Origin of the sequence: Cedecea selenatireducens (assembly GCF_042138895.1) — a bacterium.
Classification (GTDB): Bacteria; Pseudomonadota; Gammaproteobacteria; order Enterobacterales; family Enterobacteriaceae; genus Cedecea; species Cedecea selenatireducens.
Genome location: NZ_JBHIKW010000014.1, coordinates 112,224 through 120,278 on the forward strand (window position 1 = coordinate 112,224; position 8,055 = coordinate 120,278).

At 53.6% G+C, this 8,055-nt stretch carries 7 protein-coding genes and 1 riboswitch; of the genes, 5 read left to right on the forward strand and 2 right to left on the reverse strand.

Annotation, left to right across the window (positions count from 1 at the left end; genetic code table 11):
- Positions 1-235 precede the first annotated feature (235 nt).
- Positions 236-1,153, forward strand: a complete 918-nt coding sequence (gene oxyR / locus ACE38U_RS19405) for a DNA-binding transcriptional regulator OxyR (RefSeq protein WP_038476990.1) — start codon at positions 236-238, stop codon at positions 1,151-1,153.
- Here the strand turns inward: oxyR and sthA are convergent.
- Complete coding sequence (gene sthA, locus ACE38U_RS19410) at positions 1,136-2,536, reverse strand: Si-specific NAD(P)(+) transhydrogenase (RefSeq protein WP_016538947.1); 1,401 nt, start codon at positions 2,534-2,536, stop codon at positions 1,136-1,138. The genes oxyR and sthA overlap by 18 nt on opposite strands.
- Before the next feature lie 196 nt (positions 2,537-2,732).
- Here sthA and fabR point away from each other — a divergent pair, with 196 nt between their 5' ends.
- Both fabR and ACE38U_RS19420 read left to right on the forward strand, forming a co-directional pair.
- Positions 2,733-3,374: an HTH-type transcriptional repressor FabR gene (gene fabR, locus ACE38U_RS19415; RefSeq protein ID WP_167549841.1), complete on the forward strand. Its 642-nt coding sequence runs from the start codon at positions 2,733-2,735 to the stop codon at positions 3,372-3,374.
- Positions 3,375-3,388: 14 nt separating this feature from the next.
- Positions 3,389-3,745 carry a YijD family membrane protein gene (locus ACE38U_RS19420; protein ID WP_038476984.1) on the forward strand — a complete coding sequence of 119 codons (357 nt, stop codon included), beginning with the start codon at positions 3,389-3,391 and terminating at the stop codon, positions 3,743-3,745.
- A gap of 40 nt (positions 3,746-3,785) precedes the next feature.
- On the opposite strand, the gene trmA is transcribed toward ACE38U_RS19420, so the two are convergent.
- Positions 3,786-4,886 (reverse strand): tRNA (uridine(54)-C5)-methyltransferase TrmA, encoded by a 1,101-nt coding sequence (gene trmA, locus ACE38U_RS19425; RefSeq protein WP_176981821.1) that lies wholly within the window; start codon positions 4,884-4,886, stop codon positions 3,786-3,788.
- Positions 4,887-5,010: 124 nt separating this feature from the next.
- Positions 5,011-5,199, forward strand: a riboswitch (cobalamin riboswitch).
- Between the two features lie 69 nt (positions 5,200-5,268).
- On the opposite strand from trmA, the gene btuB reads away from it, so the two are divergent.
- Together btuB and murI are read left to right on the forward strand one after the other, a co-directional pair.
- Complete coding sequence (gene btuB, locus ACE38U_RS19430) at positions 5,269-7,116, forward strand: TonB-dependent vitamin B12 receptor BtuB (protein ID WP_375530383.1); 1,848 nt, start codon at positions 5,269-5,271, stop codon at positions 7,114-7,116.
- Positions 7,061-7,912 (forward strand): glutamate racemase, encoded by an 852-nt coding sequence (gene murI / locus ACE38U_RS19435; RefSeq protein ID WP_071842956.1) that lies wholly within the window; start codon positions 7,061-7,063, stop codon positions 7,910-7,912. Before btuB ends, murI begins: the two co-directional genes overlap by 56 nt.
- The last annotated feature ends 143 nt before the right edge of the window (positions 7,913-8,055 follow it).

Below are 8,055 nucleotides of genomic sequence, written 5' to 3' on the forward strand. Positions count from 1 at the left end.
GAAATTTGAACAAAAAAAAGCGGACATACTGTCCGCTAAAAGTTCACGTTGGCTTTAATAATTCGTCAGGTTCAGAGAACAGAGAGTCTCTGCAGCCGCGCTTCGTTCTCGGGTAAGTAAGAGCGAAGCGCCTTGCTGTTGTGGGTTATTATTCACCAACATTGCTTGATAGGGATAATCGTTCGTTGCTATGCTATCTATCGCCATGAACTATCGTGGCACAGGAGGATAGAGAATGAATATTCGAGATCTTGAATACCTGGTGGCGCTGGCCGAGCACCGCCATTTTCGTCGGGCAGCGGATGCCTGTCACGTTAGCCAGCCGACGCTGAGCGGCCAGATTCGCAAGCTGGAAGATGAACTTGGCGTCATGCTGCTGGAGCGTACCAGCCGTAAAGTGCTGTTCACCCAGGCAGGTTTGCTGCTGGTGGATCAGGCCAGAACGGTGCTGCGTGAAGTCAAAGTGCTGAAAGAGATGGCAAGCCAGCAGGGCGAAGCCATGTCCGGCCCGCTACACATCGGCCTGATCCCAACCGTGGGACCTTATCTGCTGCCGCAAATTATTCCGATGCTGCATCAAACCTTCCCAAAGCTGGAAATGTATCTGCACGAAGCCCAAACCCATCAGCTGCTGGCGCAGCTTGATAGCGGTAAGCTGGACTGTGCCATTCTGGCGCTGGTGAAAGAAAGCGAAGCGTTTATCGAAGTGCCGCTGTTTGATGAGCCAATGGTGCTGGCGGTTTATAAGGATCATCCATGGGCGAACCGCGACCGCGTGCCGATGTCCGATCTGGCCGGTGAAAAGCTGCTGATGCTGGAAGACGGGCACTGCCTGCGCGACCAGGCAATGGGCTTCTGCTTTGAAGCCGGCGCTGATGAAGATACCCATTTCCGGGCAACAAGCTTAGAAACGCTGCGCAACATGGTTGCAGCAGGCAGCGGCATTACGCTACTGCCAGCCCTTGCCGTACCGAAGGAGCGCCAGCGAGACGGGGTGGTTTATCTGCCGTGTTATAAACCAGAGCCGCGTCGTACCATCGGCCTGGTTTATCGTCCAGGGTCACCGCTGCGCAGCCGCTATGAGCAGCTGGCAGAGGCCATCCGCACTCAGATGGTTGGCCATTTCGACTCAGCGCTAAAACAGGCGATTTAAGCCGTTAAGCGCCGCTACCCGATAGGCTTCCGCCATCGTTGGGTAGTTAAAGGTGGTGTTAACGAAGTACTCAATGGTGTTACCGCCACCTTTCTGCTCCATAATCGCCTGGCCGATGTGAATAATTTCGGCCGCGCGCTCGCCAAAGCAGTGGATCCCCAGAATTTCTTTCGTCTCACGGTGGAACAGAATTTTCAGCGTCCCGACGTTCATCCCCACAATTTGCGCCCGCGCGAGGTGTTTAAACTGCGCACGGCCCACTTCGTAAGGCACTTTCATCGAGGTCAGCTGTTGTTCCGTTTTGCCCACGGAGCTGATTTCAGGGATGGTATAAATCCCGGTGGGAATATCTTCTACCAGATGGCCAGTCGCCTCGCCTTTTACCAGCGCCTGAGCGGCGATGCGTCCCTGGTCATAGGCCGCTGAAGCCAGGCTTGGGTAGCCGATAACGTCGCCCACCGCGTAAATATGCGGCAGCGCGGTCTGGTACATGCTGTTGACCTTGATAAGCCCACGGCTGTCCGCTTCCAGACCGATGTTCTCCAGCGCCAGCGAATCCGTGTTCCCGGTACGTCCGTTAGCGTAAAGCAGGCAATCCGCCTTCACTTTTTTGCCGGATTTCAGGGAAACGATCACGCCGTCATCCACGCCTTCAATCTTCTCGAACTCTTCGTTGTGGCGGATAACCACGCCGCTGTTCCAGAAGTGATAGGAGAGCGAGTCCGACATTTCCTGATCGAGGAAAGCCAGCAGGCGATCGCGGGTGTTGATCAGGTCGACTTTGACGTTCATCCCACGGAAGATCGAAGCGTATTCGCAGCCGATCACCCCGGCGCCATAGATGATCACATGGCGTGGTTCGTGATGCAGGCTAAGGATAGAGTCGCTGTCGTAGATGCGCGGATGGGTAAAATCAACCTCCGGCGGGCGGTAAGGCCGCGAGCCGCAGGCAATGACAAACTTCTCGGCGGTATAGGTTTCGACCGATCCATCGTGGCACTGCAGCGCGATGGTATGTTCATCCACAAAGTGCGCGTCCCCCTGCAGCATTTCGCAGCGATTACGCTCGTAAAAGCCCTGGCGCATGCGGGTTTGCTGGTTAATCACGCTGTCGGCGTGGTTAAGGATGTCGGCAAAAGAGGAGCGGAGAAGGTGAGTGTGGTCGCTGTATAACGGGTTTTGATTGAATTCAATAATGCGGCTGACTGCGTGGCGGAGGGCTTTTGAAGGGATGGTGCCCCAGTGGGTGCAACCGCCGCCGACATTATGGTAGCGCTCAATCACCGCTACCCTGGCTCCTTGTTTCACCAGACCCATGGCGGCACCTTCGCCTCCGGGACCGGAACCAATCACTATTGCGTCATAATCGTAGGTTTGTGGCATTGTAAGGCTTACCTGTTTTTATACATAAAGGCAACACGATGGTAACATCAACCGGGAATTTCCCCAATTCTTGTTGTGCTTTTTACCGCCAGTTCAGGTCAATGTTCCGTAAACAATCATTCACAATACACTATAAAAGCGGTAGCTTGATTCTCTGATATAGTTCCAGCTCTGTTTGAAGGATTCAGGCAATATGATGGGTGTAAGAGCGCAACAAAAAGAGAGAACCAGGCGTTCTTTAGTCGAAGCCGCATTTAGCCAGCTAAGCGCCGAAAGAAGCTTTGCCAGCCTGAGCCTGCGTGAAGTTGCCCGCGAAGCCGGCATTGCGCCGACGTCATTTTATCGCCATTTCCGCGATGTTGATGAACTCGGCCTTACCATGGTCGATGAAAGTGGCCTGATGCTGCGTCAGCTAATGCGCCAGGCGCGTCAACGCATCGCGAAGGGCGGCAGCGTTATCCGCACGTCGGTTTCCACCTTTATGGAATTTATCGGCAATAACCCTAATGCCTTCCGCCTGCTGCTGCGCGAGAGATCGGGCACGTCTGCGGCGTTTCGTGCCGCGGTTGTCCGTGAAATTCAGCACTTCATTGCGGAACTTGCCGACTATTTAGAACTCGAAAATCGCATGCCTCGCAGCTTCACGGAAGCGCAGGCGGAAGCGATGGTCACGATTGTTTTTAGTGCAGGTGCCGAAGCGCTGGACGTTGATATCGAACAACGTCGCCAGCTCGAAGAGCGACTGGTGCTGCAGTTACGTATGATCTCGAAAGGGGCCTACTACTGGTATCGCCGGGAACAAGAAAAAATGGCGCTTGCTCATTTATCCGAAGAGTGAAGGAACGAGCAGCAATGAAACAGTTACAAGATAGAGGTACGCTGGCGCTGGCGTTTATCGCTGGCCTGTCGATTAACGGATCTTTTGCCGCGCTGTTTAGCTCGGTGGTCCCGTTCTCGATTTTCCCTGTTATTGCCCTGGTGCTGACGGTTTACTGCCTGCATCAGCGTTACCAGAACCGAACTATGCCCGTTGGGTTACCGAGCCTTGCCGCCGCGTGCTTTGTCTTAGGCGTGCTGCTTTATAGCTCTGTAGTTCGCGTTGAGTACCCGGTGATTGGCTCTAACTTTGTGCCTTCGATTCTGTCGGTGATGGTGCTGTTTTGGATTGTATTTAAGGTTCGTTCCCGTAAGTCAGAAGCGGCCGAGTAAGCCAGACGAAAACAAAAAAGGACGCCTCGGCGTCCTTTTCTTATTTGCGTGTGAGCAGTACGCCACATTCCATATGGTGCGTATACGGGAACTGGTCGAACAGCGCGAGCCGGGCGATGTTGTGGGTCTGAGACAAGGTCTCCAGATTCTCGCACAGCGTTTGTGGGTTGCAGGAGATATAAAGGATGTGCGGGTAGGCCTGCACCATTTTTACCGTGTCAGCATCCAGGCCGCTGCGTGGTGGATCGACAAAAATGGTCTCGCACTGATAGCTCTTAAGATCGATCCCCTGCAGACGGTTAAACTCCCTGACGCCGTTCATCGCCTGGGTAAACTCTTCTGCCGCCATGCGGATGATTTGCACGTTATCAATGTTGTTGGCCGTGATGTTGTACTGTGCCGCCGCAACAGAGGGTTTCGCAATTTCGGTTGCCAGCACGCGGTCAAAATTACGGGCCAGCGCCAGCGAGAAGTTACCGTTCCCGCAGTACAGCTCAAGCAGATCGCCGCTTGAGTTTTCCGTCGCGTTCAACGCCCACTCCAGCATCTGAATATTCATGGCGGCGTTTGGCTGGGTGAAGCTGTTCTCAACCTGGCGGTAAATCATCTCTTTGCCGGCTACCGGCAGACGCTCGTCGATGAAATCCTGGTCCAGTTCAATTTTGGTTTTGGTGGCGCGCCCAATTAAGTGCACGTCAAAACCACGTGCACGCAGGCTGTCGCGCAGCGCTTCGGCGTGCCGCTGCCACTCATCATCCAGCTTGCGGTGGTAGAGCAGAGAGACCACGGCCTGATTGCTCAGGGTGGTCAGGTAGTCAATCTGGAACAGCTTGTGGCGCAGCGCTGGAATATCTCGAACGCCGTCCAGCATGGCTGGCATCAGGGCGTTAATCAGCTCGCTTGCCGCCGGGAAACTGTTGACGCGGATGCGGCTTTTGGTCTGTTGATCGAACATGATGTGATAGAGATCGTCACCTTCATGCCAGATACGGAACTCGGCTCGCATACGGTAGTGACTGACCGGTGAGCGGAATACCTCCGGGGCCGGTGCGGCAAAGGGCGCCATCATGCCTTGCAGGCGAGTGACTTTTTCCGCCAGCTGCGCGTCGTACTGATCTGTCGGGAGGTGTTCAGGGGTCATGGCTAGCCATCCAGTCGGTCAATGAATACAAACTACGCGGCGATTGTAGGGATTCAACTCACGATGTCCAGCCCGATTGCTATAAGAAGTTCTGCTGGAAGTCTGGACATCTATATAAGCCTAACGGTAGCATGGCTTTTCCGGCCTCCTGAGAGTTAAAAGGGAACCCAGTGTAATTCTGGGGCTGACGCGCAGCGGTAAGGATCGGCGAGATGAATGCATTAAGCAGACACTGCTTTCTATATATAAGCGGGAAGTCCTCATCTCAATTAAGCCCCCAAGCCCGAAGACCTGCCGGAATGACGTCGCAAGTGATATGGCTATCGCGTGCTATTTGCCATATCTGCGGCATCCTATTCGAAAGCGGATGCTTATATAAATGATGATAAAGAAGGTTTCGCTGTTGACGGCTCTGTCCGCAACGGCTTTTTCAGTTTGGGCGCAGGACAGCAATACCGACAATACTCTGGTGGTCACGGCGAACCGTTTCCAGCAGCCGGTGAATACCGTACTGGCGCCGAACTCGGTGGTTACGCGTGAAGATATCGATCGCTGGCAGTCAAAATCGCTGACCGACGTAATGCGCCGTCTGCCGGGGGTGGATATTGCGCAAAACGGTGGGCTTGGCCAGCTCTCCTCAGTGTTCATTCGCGGGACTAATTCCAGCCATGTGCTGGTGCTGATTGACGGTATCCGCCTGAATCAGGCCGGCGTGACCAGTTCTTCCGACCTCAGCCAGATTCCAGTTTCTCTTGTTCAGCGCGTAGAGTACATCCGCGGGCCTCGTTCTGCGGTCTATGGTTCTGATGCTATTGGCGGGGTCATCAACATTATCACTACTCGTGACAAAGACGGCACAACGCTGACGGCCGGAATGGGCTCCAATGGTTACCAGAACTATGACGCCAGCACGCAGCAAAAGCTGGGGGATAACACCCGCGTGACCCTGGCAGGTAACTATGAGTACACCAAAGGCTTCGACGTTGTGGCCGATGGCAATACTGGAGGCCTGCGTCAGCCCGATCGCGACGGATTTATGAGTAAATCCCTTTATGGTGCGCTGGAACACAATTTCTCTGAGCAATGGAGCGGCTTTGTTCGCGGCTACGGTTACGATAACCGCACGGCCTATGATGGCTTCTACAGCAGCTTTACGCCAAACCAGCTGGTGGATACGCGTCAGCTCTATAGCCAGACCTGGGATACAGGGCTGCGCTTTAACAACGATATCTTCCATTCGCAGCTGATCTCCAGCTATGGCCACAGCAAAGATTACAACTTCGACCCGCGCCTTGGCCGCTATGACTCCAGCGCGACCCTCGATGAAATTAAGCAGTACAACCTGCAGTGGACCAACTCCGTTGATGTAGGCGCAGGGAATGTCGGCGCGGGCGTTGACTGGCAGAAGCAAAGCACTGAACCGGGCACTAACTATCTTACTGACGCTTACGATCAGCGTAATACCGGCGTCTATCTGACTGCGCTACAAAAGTTGGGTGATTTCACCTTTGAAGGTGCTGCACGTAACGACTCTCACTCAGAGTTCGGTAATCACGGAACCTGGCAGAGCAGCGCCGCATGGGAATTCGTTGAGGGATATCGCTTCATTGCTTCCTACGGTACGGCCTTTAAGGCACCAAATCAGGGGCAGCTGTTTGGCTTCTACGGCAACAGAAATCTGAATCCTGAAGAAAGTCGTCAGTGGGAAGGAGCATTTGAAGGATTAACGTCGGGCGTAAACTGGCGTGTTTCTGGCTATCGCAACCTTGTTGATAACCTGATCGACTTTAACAATAACACGCTGAGCTATTACAACGTCGGCAAGGCCAATATTAAAGGTATTGAAGGTACAGCTTCCTTCGATACCGGGCCTGTGCAGCACAGCGTTAGCTATGATTATGTTGATGCCCGTAATGGACTGACCGATGCACCGCTGGCGCGTCGAGCCAAACAGCAGGTGAAGTATCAGCTTGACTGGGCACTTTACGATCTTGACTGGAGCGTAACCTACCATTACCTGGGCTCGCGCTACGACACCGATTTCAATACCAATCAAACCGTCAAAATGGGTGGTGTTAGCCTGTGGGATGTTGCGTTGTCGTATCCAGTCACGTCACAGCTGACCGTTCGTGGTAGAATAGCTAACCTGTTCGATAAAGATTACGAGACGGTTTATGGCTACCATACTGCAGGACGGGAATACTACTTGTCTGGCAGCTACACCTTCTGATGCACATCCTACCGTGCTGGTTTTTGACTCCGGCGTCGGTGGGTTGTCTGTCTACAATGAGATTCGGCAGCTTCTGCCGGATCTTCATTTCATCTACGCCTTCGACAACGTGGCGTTTCCTTACGGCGAAAAGAGCGAAGAGTTTATCGTCGACCGGGTGGTTTCAATAGTGACTGCTGTCCAGCAGCATTATCCTTTGGCCCTCGCCGTTATCGCCTGTAATACCGCAAGCACCGTTTCTCTCCCGGCTTTACGTGAAAAGTTCGACTTCCCCGTTGTTGGCGTTGTGCCTGCCATTAAACCGGCAGCACGTTTGACGACAAATGGTGTAGTGGGCCTGCTTGCAACTCGCGGTACGGTAAAGCGGCCTTATACTCACGAGCTTATCTCCCGGTTTGCTACCGAATGCAAAATTGAGATGCTGGGTTCGGCCGAGCTGGTGGAGCTCGCTGAGGCGAAGCTTCATGGTGAGCCGGTCCCGCTGGATGAGCTGCGTAAAATCCTGCGTCCGTGGTTACGTATGTCGGAGCCACCGGATACCGTTGTATTAGGCTGCACGCACTTCCCTCTATTACAGGAAGAGCTGTTGGAAGTGTTGCCGGAAGGGACAAGACTGATTGATTCCGGAGCCGCCATTGCAAGACGTACCGTTTGGTTGCTTGAACATGAAGCGCCGGATGCGGCTTCTGCAGATCAGAATATTGCCTATTGTATGGCGTTCACGCCTGAAACCGCGCAATTAATGCCCGTTTTACAACGTTACGGCTTTGAAAAGCTCGAAAAACTGGCACTTTAGCGCCATTTTGAGTAAAAAAACGGCGCTTGAAAGTTTTTTTCAAATTAGGGGTTGTCAGGCTCTGAGAACTCCCTATAATGCGCCTCCACTGACACGGCAAAGCGGCTTCGAAAGCGGCTTAACAACCCGGTAGTCAGTCAGAT

Excerpts from the sequence above, each read along its gene's own strand:
- oxyR (WP_038476990.1), top strand. The coding sequence starts at position 236 with ATGAATATTCGAGATCTTGAATACCTGGTGGCGCTGGCCGAGCACCGC.
- sthA (WP_016538947.1), bottom strand. The coding sequence starts at position 2,536 with ATGCCACAAACCTACGATTATGACGCAATAGTGATTGGTTCCGGTCCC.
- fabR (WP_167549841.1), top strand. The coding sequence starts at position 2,733 with ATGGGTGTAAGAGCGCAACAAAAAGAGAGAACCAGGCGTTCTTTAGTC.
- ACE38U_RS19420 (WP_038476984.1), top strand. The coding sequence starts at position 3,389 with ATGAAACAGTTACAAGATAGAGGTACGCTGGCGCTGGCGTTTATCGCT.
- trmA (WP_176981821.1), bottom strand. The coding sequence starts at position 4,886 with ATGACCCCTGAACACCTCCCGACAGATCAGTACGACGCGCAGCTGGCG.
- btuB (WP_375530383.1), top strand. The coding sequence starts at position 5,269 with ATGATAAAGAAGGTTTCGCTGTTGACGGCTCTGTCCGCAACGGCTTTT.
- murI (WP_071842956.1), top strand. The coding sequence starts at position 7,061 with ATGGCTACCATACTGCAGGACGGGAATACTACTTGTCTGGCAGCTACA.